The organism is Rhizobium sp. Leaf262, from assembly GCF_001422245.1.
GTDB lineage: Bacteria > Pseudomonadota > Alphaproteobacteria > Rhizobiales > Rhizobiaceae > Agrobacterium.
Window position 1 is genome coordinate 7501 of sequence record NZ_LMMM01000015.1, and the last position, 13529, is coordinate 21029.

The window sequence follows — 13529 nt, forward strand, 5'->3', positions numbered from 1 at the left end:
TTCGATCCGCTGAATATTTTTGCCACGAATGATGACGCATCGCCAGCGGCTAGCAAGACCGGAACCATCTATGGTTCAGAGGTCGAGTCCGAGGTGAGCTTGAAGACAGTCGCCTTTCCGACCAAGAACAGTCCTTTTGCTTTTGCCGGTGCGATGAGTTTCGACGAAGTTGAAGAGGCCGTCCGCTCCAACGGTTCGATGTTGACCGATGGCAATGAGCAACTGTCGGCGCTTTATTATATCGACCCACGTCGTTTCGAAGCGACCGAGGACGTGGATATGACGGCGGGACTTTCGGCGCGTGTGGTGGAGCAGAACATGTCGGTCTCCACGCCGCAGGCCTCTACGGTCAAGGTTCAGGAATATGCCGACGACGTCATTCCGGTGCGTCAGGCTGAAACGATGGAAGAGGCACTGTTCGGGGCCGGCTATTCCAAAGAACAGGCCAAGCAGACGGCGCTGGCACTCAGCAGCGAAAATGGGTCTGGCGACGTGCAGGCTGGCGATGTTCTGCGGATCGGTATTCTCCAGAGCGACGAGAAGAGCGATATCGTCCGCGCCAGTCTTTACCGCAAAGCACGCCATGTGGTCACCGTTGCGACCGATGACAGCAAGACCTTCGTGAAGGCAAGCGAGCCTCCGCATCTCGACGCTGTCGCCACGGCCTTTGATAGCAGCAACGCACCATTGACCGCCAATCGCGATCTGCCGCGGGTCTATGACGGCGTATACCGCGCCGCCCTGACCTATGGCATGAACCAGACGATGGTCGCACAACTCGTCAAACTTCTGGCGAGCAGCGTCGATTTTCAGGCGCAATTGAAGCCGACGGATTCACTGGAGGCCTTCTTCTCGGTCGAAGGACCGGATGGCAAGGCGACCGACCAGTCAGAGCTTTTGTATGTGAATGCCAAATTCGGCGACAACGAAACCCGCTTCTATCGTTTCCAGAACCCCGATGACGGCAGCGTCGATTACTTCGACGGTCAGGGCAAGAGCATCCGGCAGTTCCTGCTGCGCAATCCCGTTCCAAACGGGCGCATGACATCCGGCTTCGGGATGCGTCGTCACCCTGTGCTGCGTTTCAGCCGAATGCATACCGGCACGGACTGGGCAGCCCCACGCGGGACGCCGATCATTGCGACTGGCAATGGTGTCGTGGAGAAGGCGGGATGGGCATCCGGTTACGGCAACCAGACGCTGATCCGTCATGCGAACGGCTATGTCTCATCTTACAATCACCAGAATGCCATCGCCAAAGGCGTGACCGAGGGGGCACGCGTGACGCAGGGCCAAGTGATCGGCTATGTGGGCTCGACTGGATTGTCTACCGGCGCGCACCTGCATTACGAACTGATCGTCAACGGCACCAAGGTCGATGCGATGAAGGTGCGCCTGCCGGGCGGCAAGTCGCTTTCAGGCGAGGCGCTGGCACGCTTTTCCGATGAGCGACGTCGTATCGACACATTGCTGAACATCGAAGGCAAGCCCGAGCAGGTGGCGAGCAGGTAGCGCGTGATTGTTCCCTCGCAGACGACGACCGTTTCGCAGACAATCTCATTCGTTGAAAAAGGGCTCCACATCGGGAGCCCTTTTCATTTTCATCAAGCTGCGCTGATCATTACGCGGCGTCGGCGGTCTCGACGTCGGGTCGCAGCGGCTTCACCTTGAACAGCAGCCGGTCCGTGCCCGAGGTGACCTTGACGCGCGAGCCGTCAGGAATTTCCCCGCCGAGGATCATTTCAGCCAGGCGGTCCTGGACGCTCTTCTGGATGATGCGCTTCAGCGGGCGGGCACCATAGGCGGGGTCGTAACCCTTGTCGGCCAGCCAAATCCGGGCATCTTCGTCGAGGTCGAGAACGATCTTGCGATCGCTGAGCAGCGAGACCAGCCGCTGGAGCTGGATGTCCACGATCGCACCCATCTCGTTGCGGTGCAGGCGATGGAACAGAATGATGTCATCGATACGGTTGAGGAACTCCGGCCGGAAGTGGCCGCGAACCCGCTCCATAACCAGTTCACGGACCGAACCGACATCATCATTGTCCCCCATCTGCGTCAGGAACTCGGAACCGAGGTTCGAGGTCATGATGATGATCGTGTTCTTGAAATCGACGGTGCGGCCCTGCCCGTCGGTCAGACGGCCATCATCCAGCACCTGCAGCAGGACGTTGAACACATCCGGATGCGCCTTTTCGATCTCGTCGAACAGCACGACCTGATACGGCCTGCGACGAACGGCTTCGGTCAGGGCACCGCCCTCCTCGTAGCCGACATAGCCCGGAGGCGCACCGATCAGCCGGGCAACGGAGTGCTTCTCCATATATTCCGACATGTCGAGGCGGACCATCGCGGTCTCGTCATCAAAGAGGAAGCGGGCCAGTGCCTTGGTCAGCTCGGTCTTGCCCACGCCCGTCGGGCCAAGGAAGATGAAGGAGCCGATCGGGCGGTTGGGGTCCTGCAATCCGGCACGCGAACGGCGAACCGCACGTGAAACCGCCTGAACCGCCTCGCCCTGTCCGACAACGGACTTGGCCAGATCGTCTTCCATGCGCAGAAGCTTTTCACGCTGGCCCTCCAGCATCCGGTCGACGGGAATGCCGGTCCAACGCGAAACGACCTGGGCGATGTTGTCTGCCGAAACCACCTCCTGCACCATCGAAGCGGCACCGCTGCTGTCACGTTCTTCAGCGGCTGCAAGCTCCTTTTCAAGGCCGGGAATGATGCCATAGGTCAACTCACCCGCACGCTGGAACTGGCCGTTGCGCTGTGCGGTGGCCAACTCGTTGCGGGCATCGTCCAACTGCTTCTTCAGGTCTGCGGCATGGCCGAGCTTCTGCTTTTCCGCCTGCCAGCGGGCCGTCAGCGCATCGGCTTTTTCTTCCGTTTCGGTCAGCTCGTCTTCGAGTTTCCTGAGGCGATCGGCAGACGACGCATCGGTCTCCTGCTTGAGCGCTTCACGCTCGATCTTGAGCTGAATGATACGACGATCCAGCTCGTCCAGCTCCTCGGGCTTGCTGTCCACCTGCATGCGCAGGCGCGATGCGGCCTCGTCCATCAGGTCGATGGCCTTATCCGGCAGGAAGCGGTCGGTGATGTAACGGTTGGACAGCATGGCGGAGGCCACCAGAGCCGAATCCGAAATGCGGACCTTGTGGTGCTGCTCGTATTTTTCCTTGAGGCCACGCAGGATGGAAATCGTGTCCTCGACGGTCGGCTCGCTGACAAGTACCGGCTGGAAACGGCGGGCAAGCGCCGGGTCCTTCTCGACATGCTTGCGATATTCGTCCAGCGTCGTGGCACCGACGCAGTGAAGCTCGCCGCGTGCCAGAGCCGGCTTGAGCAGGTTGGACGCATCCATCGCGCCATCCGCCTTGCCCGCGCCGACCAGCGTGTGCATCTCATCGATGAACAGAATAATGCCACCGGCTTCCGCCTGAACTTCGTTCAGCACGGCCTTCAGGCGCTCCTCGAACTCGCCGCGATACTTCGCACCGGCGATCAACGCACCCATATCGAGTGCCATCAGCTTCTTGTCCTTGAGGCTCTCGGGCACATCGCCATTGATGATGCGCAGCGCCAGACCTTCGGCAATCGCCGTCTTACCGACGCCGGGTTCACCGATGAGGACCGGATTGTTCTTGGTGCGGCGTGACAGGACCTGGATCGTGCGACGAATTTCCTCGTCACGACCGATCACTGGATCGAGCCTGCCTTCGCGGGCCTCTTCCGTCAGGTCGCGGGCATATTTCTTCAGCGCGTCAAATCCCTGTTCGGCATTGGCACTGTCGGCTGTGCGCCCCTTGCGGATATCGTTGATGACCTGATTGAGCGCCTGCGCGGTAACGCCAGCCTTTTTCAGGGTGGACGCGGTGGAGGCGGACGTCTCGATGGCAAGCGCCTGCAACAGCCGCTCGACGGTGACGAAACTGTCTCCGGCCTTTTTCGACAGGTCTTCTGCGGTTGAAAACACCTTGGCCAGAGGCCCGGTCAAAGACAGACCGCCATTGCCGCCGGAAACCTTGGGCAGACGCGCCAGTGCAGCATCATTGGCAAGACGCGCTTCCTTGGCGTTACCACCTGCCCGTTCGATCAACGCCGCTGCCATGCCCTGATCATCGTCCAGCAGGACCTTCAGGACATGTTCGGCTGCAAATTGCTGATGGTTTTCGCCCAGCGCATAGGTCTGCGCCGATTGCAGGAAACCACGAACCCGCTCGGAATATTTCTCAATGTTCATTCTTATAACTCCTCTTACCGCCCTGCCCGTCGTCGGCACAGTTTGGAATGTTAGGGTTGAGGCCCCCTGAAGCGGCAGACCCCGTTACGATATCGGGCAGATGGATTTGCCCGTATCGCCTCAAGCAGACGTTCGGCCCCTGGCCTCGCAATCCGCTCTGATGGGCTTGATATGGTATGGGATTTTGCCTATTTAAAGAGGTGGGTGATGGGGGTGTGACGATTTTTTGGAGTGGGGAGATCAGAGGGGGCGAGCGGCATACACTGACCTCTCGATAGGCTCCCGGCTACCACACCGCCGCTCTCATGCTGAGGTGGGAGCGAAGCGACCCTAGAAGCATCCGCCACGCACTCCTGCCTCAAGCCCGCAACCCTCGTCCTTCGAGGCTACGGCTGCGCCTGCGCACCTCAGGATGAGGGTTGCTCTGTTGCACTCTGCATCCCAAGCTGAAAACGGCCACGCTTTCGCACTTGGCATCCTATTTGTCCTGTCAAAAACCCCGGCCACCGCTCAGCCAAGCTTCGCCGTTCACGCGGCAGCACCTGCCCGTGGTATGACCTTCAATCAGTTCCCACCGCCATTCGCGGCCATGGGTATTCGGACGGGGCGCTGTAAGTTGCCTCGTTGGGTAGTCTAAGAATGGCACCTCGCAGCGCCCCGTTCAGCTCTTTTGGCCAAACAGCGATCCNCGACACGAGCTCAGACCGTTGCCTGAGCAATTGATTCCATTCGCGGCCATGGGTATTCGGACGGGGCGCTGTAAGTTGCCTCGTTGGGTAGTCTAAGAATGGCACCTCGCAGCGCCCCGTTCAGCTCTTTTGGCCAAACAGCGATCCTCTTGCCATGGCTGGCAGAACCCGGGAGGGCAAGGGGGCCTTGCCGTTGGAACGGTCGGACATGTTCAAGGTCCGACCCTTACCCCTCCGGGTGGCGATGGCCCGTTGCCAGTTCATCGCCCTGCCAGTTCGGCCACATCTGCCTTCGAGGATGCGGACGCTCATTCTGACGAAGCGCCCGCAGCCATCGATCCGTTCTCCGCAAGGGCGWTCCACAGCGCACATGGCTGCGGTTTCCCTTGCGATCCGTCCGCGCCGTTTCACAACGGTGCGGGGCAGATGCAGCGTGTTCCTGTGTACCGCCTGACTTTCGCTTCAATCCCCATGGTCGCAGATGGCTGCGGTTTCCCTTGCGATCCGTCCGCGCCGTTTCACAACGGTGCGGGGCAGATGCAGCGTGTTCCTGTGTACCGCCTGACTTTCGCTTCAATCCCCATGGTCGCGTTCGACCAGAGGACGATGAGCTGTCGGTACACCCGGTGGTGGGCGAACCGGACCGCCATGACCTCACCCGCAAAACCCGAAACGGTGTTTTGGGGCGGAGACATGCCGGGCCGGTCCGGACATTGGAAAGGCAACGACAGCCGGTCCGAAACCGCCGCCGCCTTTCTCCCGTCCCACCGGGGAGATCCCTGCCCGACCCCGAGGTTGAGAGGTTTGCGTCACCCTCCCAACCCCAGCGCCGGTCCCGCCTCGCCGCAACGCCTTGCGGTGTATCCGAGGGCGGAACGGGACCAGTGTGCGGGTGATTCGCGCGCCATTTTGGCCCTCATCCCTCCTGCCTTATCCTCGGCGACAACATCTTCTACGGNAGGTTTGCGTCACCCTCCCAACCCCAGCGCCGGTCCCGCCTCGCCGCAACGCCTTGCGGTGTATCCGAGGGCGGAACGGGACCAGTGTGCGGGTGATTCGCGCGCCATTGAGAAAGTTGCAGGGGGAATTTTGGTGTTTTTTGCGGGGTTTCGAGTAAGGGATTGATTTGGTTGGGAAGTATTTTCATCCGCGCAGTGTGGCGTCCGTATCGTAAGACCTGAGGGTGGGGCTTACCCCCCTCTGGCCTGCCGGCCATCTCCCCCTCAGGTGGGGAGATCGACTCGTGGTTGGCTCCCGGCCATCTTGGACGTCGAAGATGGAGCGACGAAAGCGCGGCTGGCCGATCTCCCCCCTTGAGGGGGAGATGCCTGGCAAGGCAGAGGGGGGTTAGCGGCTGGCTTTGTTCATTGAGGCGGGCACGGGGCACCCTCGGCATTCGCTGAAAAATTCAGGGGCGTCGAGCGATGCCGCTCTTTTATCCAGTCAATCCCGACCATCCCTCACAAGCCCGATTTCTTCACGCCGACGCAGACGCTATCGTTCCGCGAAAACTCATCCATTCCGGCATTTCAAAGCAGCGAATTTGGCGTCTGGTCGGTTGATGTCGCACACGATATCGGCTAAGAACGGCCCGCGACAGCGCATTGATGTCCACGTAGCTCAGCAGGATAGAGCACAGGATTCCTTTTAATTGGGGGTTGCACTGGGAAACCTATGCAATCAAGCCGCTCAAAGTCGGGGAACGCTTCGCTGGACTTCCAGCATGCCAATCCCGAGCCAAGCCCCGGAGAAATCCGGGGAAGTGTGTAGAGACTGGACGGGCGGCACCTAACGGCTTCATGCCCATGGTGAAGGGACAGTCCAGACCACGAACGCGCCGATCCTTACGGACGGGGCGGCGGCGAAAGTCGAAGTGGTATGAATCCTGGGGTCGGAGGTTCGAATCCTCTCGTGGACACCACTTTTTCCAAAGATAATCAATGCATTAACGGGCCTGATAATCAGGCCCCCGTATTTCCATCTCCGTGGTGACGGCAGACGAAGTCGCGCCTGAGCGGGAAATGTGGCCGTCGCTATCGTGCGATCAACGGCAGAGATGCCGTTGATCTGTACAGGTGTTGGAAGACGACCTCGACGATTTCGCTCGCCTGAGCTGATCAAGCCGACATGGTTTTCCCGGCGTAGGGAACGGGCGTTTCCAGCAAATCGTCCTCGTCCTGCGCTGTTGTGGGCGTCAGTTGTCCTTCCCATTTCGCAACGACTGCCGTTGCTATTCCGTTGCCCAGCACGTTGGTCATGGTCCGTCCCATGTCGAGGAACTGATCTATGCCCATGATGAGCAGCAGGCCGGCGGCGGGGAGGTTGAACATGGGGATCGTGGCGGCGACGACGACGAGGGAGGCGCGGGGAACGCCTGCGACACCCTTGCTGGTGATCATCATCGTCAACAGCATGGTGATCTGCTGCCACAAATCCATTTCGATGCCGTAGGCCTGTGCGATGAACAGGGCCGCAAAGGCCTGATACATCATGGAGCCATCGAGATTGAAGGAATAGCCGAGCGGCAGCACGAAGCCGGACACGCGGGGCTGGACGCCGAAGGTCTTCAACTGCTCGATCATCTTGGGATAGGCGGCCTCGCTGCTGGCGGTGGAAAATGCAAGCAGCATGGCCGGGCGCAACAGCTTCAGAAGGTCCAGCACCGGCCGGCCGAGCACTAGGGCACCGGCACCGATCAGGACCGCCCAGAGAACGACCAGGGCCAGATAGAAGGAGGCGATGAATTTTCCGTAGGTGATCAGAACGCCGAAACCCTGCACGGTGACGACGGCAGCGATTGCCGCAAAGACTGCAATGGGTGCAAACCGCATGACATAATCGGTGATCTTGAGAATGACGTGAACGAGTTCATCGATGCAGGTGGCGATCGTCTTTGCGTGGGTCGAGCGCAGCTGGCTCAGCGCGAAGCCGAAGAAGACCGAAAACACCAGAATCTGCAGGATTTCGTTCGTCGCCATCGCCTGGACGGCGCTGGTGGGGAAGATGTGGCCGATGAAATCCTTCAGGTTGAGGCTGGTGGTCTGAAGGTTCGTCTGGGCGTCCGCTGCCGGAAGCGCCTGGGCAAGGCCGCTGCCGGGGGAAAACAGGTTGGCAAACAGCATTCCCAGCCCGAGAGACACCAGAGAGGCGGTGACGAACCAGCCCATCGAGCGGACGGCCATGCGGCCCACGACGCCGCTTTCGGAGCCCAGGCTGGCAATGCCCGACACGATCGTCGCAAACACCAGCGGCGCGATGATCATCTTGATCATCTTCATGAAGATATCGGTGAGAAGGGAGAAATACCCCGCAATTTCCTTGAGCATCGCCTGATCGGCGGCCAGCATGTTGCAGGCGTAGCCCACACCTATTCCAAGCACGAGACCGATGATGATCGCTCTCGTCAGCTTGTTGATCTTGTTTTCAGTCGCAACCGCAGTGTGCGCAGCCATGGTCTTATCCTCCTGTCAGATTAGGCCTCGTTCGAACGGGTGTTCGAGCGTCAGGATGCCGCCGCAAAAGCTTGAGGCCTCGTCAGCATTTCGGGGTTCAATATCTCGGCGAGCTTTTCTCTGGAAAGCAGGCCTTTTTCAAGAACCAGTTCGACGACGCCCCTGCCCGTCGAATGCGCTTCCACGGCAACAGCCGTTGCTGCCGCATAACCGATATAGGGGTTGAGCGCGGTGACGAGGCCAATCGAGTTCTCGACATCGGCTCGCGTTCTGTCCCGGTTTGCGGTGATGTGGGTCACGCAACGGTTTTCGAGCGTCAGAAACGCCTGCGTGAGATGGGTGATGCTCTTGAAAAGGCTGTGGGCGATGAGCGGCTCGAAGGCGTTCAACTGAAGCTGCCCACCCTCGGCAGCAAAGGTGATGGCCACATCATTGCCGATCACCTCGAAGGCGACCTGATTGACCACTTCGGGAATGACCGGATTGATCTTGCCCGGCATGATGGACGATCCGGCCTGTACCGGGGGCAGATTGATTTCGTTGAAGCCTGCGCGCGGGCCGCTGGAAAGAAGGCGCAAGTCGTTGCAGACCTTGGATATCTTGACGGCGACGCGCTTGAGGACACCGGACAGATGCACGAATGCGCCGCAATCCTGTGTTGCCTCCACCAGATCCGCAGCGGTTTCCAGAGGAAGCCCCGTGATTGCCTTCAAATGTCTGCAGACGACCACGGCGTAATCGGGATGCGAGGCGATGCCGGTGCCGATGGCCGTGCCGCCCAGATTGATTTCGTTGACCAGACGGCCTGCCTCACGCAACCGGTTCTGATCCTCCTCGATCATGACGGCATAGGTTCTGAATTCCTGACCCAGCGTCATCGGAACGGCATCCTGCAACTGGGTGCGGCCCATCTTCAGCACATCGGCAAATTCGACCGCCTTGCGCTCGAAGGTGTTGCGCAGCACATCCATGGCGTCGATGAGATCGAGAATGCTGCTGTAGGAGGCGATCTTCAGGGCCGTCGGGTAAACGTCATTGGTGCTCTGGCTCATATTGACGTGTTCGTTGGGGTGCAGACGCGTGTAATCGCCGCGACCGTGGCCCAGAAGCTCCAGCGCCCTGTTGGCGATGACCTCGTTGGCATTCATGTTGGTGGAGGTACCGGCGCCACCCTGAATGACGTCGATCGGGAAGTGTTCGTTGAGCAGACCCTGGCGAACCTCCCTGCAGGCCGCAACGATCGCCTCGCCCCGCACAGCGTCGAGAAGCCCCAGCTCCATATTCGCCAAGGCAGCCGCCTCCTTGACGGCGGCCAGTGCCTGGATCAAAGATGGGTAGGTCGAAATCGGTATTCCGGTAATGCGGAAATTCTCGATCGCCCGCAGGGTATGGATGCCGTAATAGGCATCCGCAGGCACATCGCGATCGCCGAGAAGGTCGTGTTCGCTACGCGTTTGTGAAAATTGCATCTGTTCCTCCCATGTGCAAACTGGTCGTGACACGCAGCATTCCGGCGTGATTGGCGGGGACTCCTCACGCTTTCTGCCCCGCCAGTCCAATGCTTAGTCGGACAGACCTATGCAGGTTCGGAATAGTTATGTGGCGCAACGGCTTTTGCGGCGGGCCGCGGGGCGGTCTTATTTACGCCAGAATTTTCCATTGGTGGAACGCAATCGCCCGTCTGGCGACAGGGCACCGCGCAGGGTAGGAACAGATGGAACTGAAGTGGCTGGAAGATTTCCTGAGCCTTGCAAGAACGCGTAGTTTTTCACGCTCCGCCTCGGAGCGGAACGTGACGCAATCGGCGTTCAGCCGACGCGTCAAGGCGCTGGAACAGTGGCTGGACGTCCAGCTCATCGACAGAAGCACCTACCCGACCACCCTGACCGATGCGGGCCTGCAGTTTCTCGAAACGGCGGAGGAAACCGTCAGAATGCTGCAGACATCGCGCGCTGCGCTGCAGGCGAAGTCGCGGCCCGGCACGCAGGTCATCTCTATCGCCGCGTTGCACAGCCTGTCGCTGCAGTTTTTCCCCCGATGGTTCCACCTTGTGGAGGAACAGACAGGCTTTGTCGGCAGCCGGCTGCTTCCCGATGATTTCCACAATTGCATACAGGCGCTGGTGGAAGGCACCTATGACTTCCTGCTGACCTATCACCACACCAGCGTCACGGTGCCGCTGGACAGCACCCACTACCCGCACATCATCGTTGGCCATGACGAGCTGGTGCCTATTCTGGCGGCGCGTTACCGGGTGTCGGACAAAGCGTCGAACCCGCTGCTGAGCTATGCGCCGAATTCCTTTCTGGGACGTGTGGCGATGTTTGCATCGTCGCAGCCCGGTGCGCCGCAGACATATATTGCCCACACCAACGAAAACGCCATGGCAGAGGCGCTGAAAGCCATGGCTGTCGAGGGACACGGGCTTGCCTGGCTTCCCAAAAGCATCATCTCGCGCGAGCTCTCCGACGGTGTTCTCGACATCGTCGGGCCGGCCATTCCGCTGGAAATCCGGCTCTACAGAAACGCACGCCGCATGCGCCAGGTCGTCGAGACCGTATGGACCGCAGCCTCCAAGATTGAGTTCACGCCGTAAACTATTCGAATCGCGAATAGATGCTTCCGAATTAGCATTGGAATTGCACATGCCGAGCGAGCATGTCTGCGGAACAACCCGGAGATTCGATATGCTTGGTATTCTCGGCGGCATGGGCCCGCTCGCTACCGTCGACTTTATGACCAAGGTCATCAGGAACACACCCGCATCCTACGATCAGGATCATATCGAGATGATCGTCTCCGTGGCGACCAAGATTCCCGATAGAACTCGCGCTATTCTCGAACAGGGCGAAGACCCCTTCCCGCTGATGAGAAAGGCAGCCCACGACCTTGTCGAGGCCGGTGCAACTCTCATCGCCATTCCCTGCAACACCGCGCACTTCTGGTACGATGCCCTGCAAAAGGAAGTCTCGGTCCCCATCATCCATGTGGTCGATGCCTTCGCAGAGGCCCTGCCTCCGTCGAGCCGACAGGGATCGACGGTCGGCATTCTGGCGACGGATGGCACGATACAGGCGGAGATATACCAGAAACGGCTGGAACTGCGCGGCATTCACTGCCTTTCTCCGGATAGGGATGGCCAGGCGGAGGTCATGGCCGCGATCCGCCATGTGAAAGCTGGCGACATTCCAACAGCAACCGGAATTCTGGAACGACAGGCCGAACGTCTGGTCGAGCGCGGCTGCGCTGCCGTTGCCATGGCCTGCACGGAAATCCCGCTCGCTCTCCTTCATCCCGCCCCGGCTCTTGCCCCCTTCCTGGTCGATCCGACCGAGGCCCTCGCCCTGGCGTGCATCAACGCCTACGACCGTCACGCGACCCCCATCCTCCTGTCTGCGTGACCCGACTGCGGGTGGCGACGCCACTCGATGAAACGACGGAGACCTCCCCTCCGTCGACTGTTGAAAACAAGAAAGCCAAACATTGAAAGCCTGCCTGCCTCCCTCTCTCCTCGCCCGCTCCGTCCTGATGATGTGTCTTTTGGCCGGTGCCGGGTGCACAACCTCGCAAACGGAAAAACCCGCCCTTCAAACGAAGCCTGAGAAAACCGCGACCTACCCCAGTCCCGAGCCCGTTTCGCTTGCCTATGCGCCGATAACCGACAGCCCGGAATACATGTATCGCGAGATCGTGGATAACGGCTTCCGCATCGTGGCCAGAGATACGCGCAAGATAAAGCCAAGCCACGTCCGGCAAGTCGTCGATTATGCAACGACCGAAAAGCCCGGCACGATCATCGTCGATCAGAAGGCGCATTTCCTCTATTTCATCCTTCCCGACGACAGGGCGGTTCGCTACGCAATCGGCGTTGGTTCAGCGGCCAAGGGCTTTCAGGAAGGCGATGCCATCATTGACCGCAAACAGACCTGGCCGAGATGGATTCCGACACCGGATATGGTACGCAGAAGCCCCGAGCATTACGAAAAATATCGCGATGGCGTCGATGGTGGACCGACCAATCCTTTAGGTGCTCGTGCGCTCTACATGCAGAAGAACGGGCAGGACACCTATTACCGGGTGCATGGCACCAACGATCCGTCATCGATCGGCAAGTCCGTTTCGGCTGGCTGCATCCGTCTTCTCAATCAGGACATTCTCGATCTTTATGAGCGCGTAAAGATCGGCGCACGCATCGTCGTGCTGTGATTTCTGCAACGGGGGCTGCGCTGCGCATCGCAGCCAGCACCCCGCGCCGGGAAACGACCGTCAAAGACAAAAAAGTTTCTCGTTCTTTTTCAATTTCTTGACGCCCGAGAGCGCCCTTGCCTCCACATTTTGCAAGACCGATGCAAAATTTGCATTGGCCATGCAATTAACGTTGTGCCATCGTTCATGCAGTAATATCTCACTGCCTGGAAGGTCATTACCGTGCGCCAGAAGAGTCTTATAGGTTTACTTGGAGGAATGGGGCCTGCGGCAACTGTAGATTTCATGTCGAAGGTTATTTCTTTGACGCCCGCCAATTTCGATCAAGACCATGTACCGCTGATTGTACATGACGTACCGCAAATTCCAGACAGATCGACTGCAATCGAAGCAGGAAAGGACGATCCTTTTCTTCCGATGCTCTCGGGTATTCGTTTGCTGGATGCGGCAGGCGTCGACTTTATTGCGATCCCCTGCAATACCGCGCACTATTGGTACGAAAGACTGCAGAAGGGCTGCCGGGCCGAAATCCTGCATATCGCCGACGCGGTCGTCCAACATCTGATCGATACGCAGGGACGCGTCGGTTCGATTGCCGTCATGGCGACGAGAGGCACGATTGCAGCTGGCATCTATTCCGAGCGTTTGCTGAAGGCGACAGACCGCGTCATCATTCCCGATGAAGACACCCAGCGGCTGATCGACAGGGCCATCGCATCGGTCAAGGCTGGCAAGCTGACCGTGGCGCGCAGCCAGGCGGTCGAGGCGGCGGACAAGCTGACGGCCATCGGCGCCGACTGCCTGCTGCTGGCCTGCACCGAACTGCCGGTCGTGCTTGGAGATTTTGCCGGAGGACCTGTCATTGCCGACGCGACCGAGGCTCTGGCGCGCGCCTGCGTCAAGGCCTCCATCGGAACTGCTCCTCTAGCGATGGTTGGCTGA

At 59.5% G+C, this 13529-nt stretch carries 8 protein-coding genes (1 of these 8 running past the window's edge); 5 read left to right on the plus strand and 3 right to left on the minus strand.

What is annotated here, in order from left to right:
* Positions 1–1512, plus strand: partial view of a M23 family metallopeptidase gene (locus ASF29_RS12700; RefSeq protein ID WP_062451051.1) — the 3' portion only. It extends 426 nt beyond the left edge of the window; the window shows 1512 of its 1938 coding nt (coding positions 427–1938); the start codon falls outside the window, past its left edge; its stop codon occupies positions 1510–1512.
* 109 nt (positions 1513–1621) lie between these two features.
* On the opposite strand, the gene clpB is transcribed toward ASF29_RS12700, so the two are convergent.
* From clpB to aspA, 3 genes are all read right to left on the minus strand, one after another.
* Entirely contained in the window at positions 1622–4240 is a 2619-nt protein-coding gene (clpB, locus tag ASF29_RS12705; protein WP_062451052.1) for an ATP-dependent chaperone ClpB, read from the minus strand.
* Between the two features lie 2806 nt (positions 4241–7046).
* Positions 7047–8381, minus strand: a complete 1335-nt coding sequence (locus ASF29_RS12715; RefSeq protein ID WP_062451054.1) for a dicarboxylate/amino acid:cation symporter — start codon at positions 8379–8381, stop codon at positions 7047–7049.
* Positions 8382–8431: 50 nt separating this feature from the next.
* Positions 8432–9850, minus strand: coding sequence for an aspartate ammonia-lyase (gene aspA / locus ASF29_RS12720; protein WP_062451055.1), 1419 nt, complete (start codon positions 9848–9850; stop codon positions 8432–8434).
* Positions 9851–10095: 245 nt separating this feature from the next.
* Here aspA and ASF29_RS12725 point away from each other — a divergent pair, with 245 nt between their 5' ends.
* From ASF29_RS12725 to ASF29_RS12740, 4 genes are all read left to right on the plus strand, one after another.
* Positions 10096–10977 (plus strand): LysR family transcriptional regulator, encoded by an 882-nt coding sequence (locus ASF29_RS12725; RefSeq protein WP_062451056.1) that lies wholly within the window; start codon positions 10096–10098, stop codon positions 10975–10977.
* Positions 10978–11068: 91 nt separating this feature from the next.
* Positions 11069–11782: an amino acid racemase gene (locus ASF29_RS12730; RefSeq protein WP_062451057.1), complete on the plus strand. Its 714-nt coding sequence runs from the start codon at positions 11069–11071 to the stop codon at positions 11780–11782.
* 82 nt (positions 11783–11864) lie between these two features.
* Positions 11865–12587 (plus strand): L,D-transpeptidase, encoded by a 723-nt coding sequence (locus ASF29_RS12735; RefSeq protein WP_244473549.1) that lies wholly within the window; start codon positions 11865–11867, stop codon positions 12585–12587.
* 285 nt (positions 12588–12872) lie between these two features.
* Entirely contained in the window at positions 12873–13529 is a 657-nt protein-coding gene (locus tag ASF29_RS12740; RefSeq protein ID WP_244473550.1) for an amino acid racemase, read from the plus strand.

Bases quoted from the DNA above. Each gene is read 5' to 3' on its own strand.
- ASF29_RS12740 (WP_244473550.1), top strand. From the start codon at position 12,873: ATGTCGAAGGTTATTTCTTTGACGCCCGCCAATTTCGATCAAGACCAT.
- aspA (WP_062451055.1), bottom strand. From the start codon at position 9,850: ATGCAATTTTCACAAACGCGTAGCGAACACGACCTTCTCGGCGATCGC.
- ASF29_RS12725 (WP_062451056.1), top strand. From the start codon at position 10,096: ATGGAACTGAAGTGGCTGGAAGATTTCCTGAGCCTTGCAAGAACGCGT.
- clpB (WP_062451052.1), bottom strand. From the start codon at position 4,240: ATGAACATTGAGAAATATTCCGAGCGGGTTCGTGGTTTCCTGCAATCG.
- ASF29_RS12715 (WP_062451054.1), bottom strand. From the start codon at position 8,381: ATGGCTGCGCACACTGCGGTTGCGACTGAAAACAAGATCAACAAGCTG.
- ASF29_RS12730 (WP_062451057.1), top strand. From the start codon at position 11,069: ATGCTTGGTATTCTCGGCGGCATGGGCCCGCTCGCTACCGTCGACTTT.